The sequence below is a fragment of the Neisseria sp. P0022.S010 genome (assembly GCF_051956635.1).
Window position 1 is genome coordinate 1 of the sequence record NZ_JBQCXF010000612.1, and the last position, 1,642, is coordinate 1,642.

The following is a 1,642-nucleotide window of genomic DNA, read 5'->3' on the forward strand; positions in this document are numbered from 1 at the left end:
GAGAAATTGAGTTTTTCGTCCATCATGGCGTGAGCTCTTTTCTTTAAAATATAAACAAAGGGTAGAATCCCGTGTTCTCCGAACGGAATTCAGGCCGTCTGAAATGACACTTTATTCTACCCTATTTCAAATCAAATTACCTGCTATCAACTTAATTAATTACGACCAACCTCATTGAAAACGGCAATTCGATTTTTTCAAACGACTTTTCAACAATATATTAATGTATTGTCTATTAGCGTTTATCTACCGGAACGTAATCGCGACGTTCTGCACCGGTATACAGTTGACGTGGGCGACCGATTTTCAGTGCTGGATCGCTAATCATTTCATGCCAATGAGAAATCCAACCTACACTGCGCGACAATGCGAAGATAACGGTAAACATTTCAGTTGGAATGCCCAATGCGGACAAGACGATACCGGAGTAGAAATCGACGTTTGGATACAGCTTGCGTTCCACAAAGAACGGATCTTTCAGTGCAATTTGTTCCAATTCCATTGCCAGCTTGAATTTAGGACTGTCTTCCAAGCCCAATTCTTTCAAGACTTCATAACAGGTTTCGCGCATGATGTTGGCTCGTGGGTCCATATTGCGGTATACGCGGTGACCGAAGCCCATCAGACGGTATTTACGTTGTTTCACACCTTCCATGTATGCGGCAACATTAGATACATCGCCGATTTCGTCCAGCATCTTCAACACAGCTTCGTTTGCACCGCCGTGTGAAGCACCCCACAGACAGGCGATACCGGCAGCGATACAGGCAAATGGATTCGCACCAGAAGAGCCGGCCAAACGTACAGTCGAAGTAGAGGCGTTTTGCTCATGATCGGCATGCAAAATAAAGATGCGGTCGAGCGCGCGAGCCAATACTGGATTAGGTTTGTATTCTTCACATGGTGTCGCAAACATCATGTGTAAGAAGTTTTCAGCATAGGAAAGGTTATTTTTTGGATAATTGAACGGCAGGCCGTTGGAATAACGGTAACACATTGCCGCAATTGTCGGGATTTTGGAGATTAAGCGATAAATCGCAATTTTGCGGTGCTCAGGATTGGCAATATCCAAGCTGTCTTGGTAGAACGCAGACAAAGCGCCAACCACGCCAACCATCATCGCCATCGGATGCGCATCGCGACGGAAACCGCGGAAGAACCAAGTCAACTGCTCATGCAGCATAGTATGGCGACCGACTGTGGCATCAAATTCTTTTTTCTGTTCAGGGGTAGGCAGTTCGCCGTAAATCAACAGGTAGCAAACTTCCAAGTAATCGGATTTTTCGGCCAGCTGCTCGATAGGATAACCACGGTAATACAACAGACCTTCATCGCCATCAATATAAGTGATTTTGGATTCGCAACTTGCAGTTGACACGAATCCGGGGTCGAAGGAAAACAGACCTGTATTTTTAGTCAAAGTACGAATATCAACCACATCATGGCCGATACTTGCTTCCAATACTGGCAGTTCCAAGGTCTCTTGATTTGGGGTGGTGAGCTTGACTGATTTAGACATTCTTAAACTCCTTTGTAAGTTGGGGCTTTCGTTGCCGCCCAAGCGGCACGGTCCTTTTTTTCAGACGGCCTCCGTATGGAAAGAGCTTGTTCGGATTGGCATCGCAAACAAGCTCTATAACAC

At 45.6% G+C, this 1,642-nt stretch carries 1 protein-coding gene; it reads right to left on the minus strand.

Annotation, left to right across the window (positions count from 1 at the left end):
* Nucleotides 1–235 precede the first annotated feature (235 nt).
* Nucleotides 236–1,519, minus strand: a complete 1,284-nt coding sequence (gene gltA / locus ACTHUT_RS19930; protein ID WP_250599841.1) for a citrate synthase — start codon at nt 1,517–1,519, stop codon at nt 236–238.
* Between the last annotated feature and the right edge of the window lie 123 nt (nt 1,520–1,642).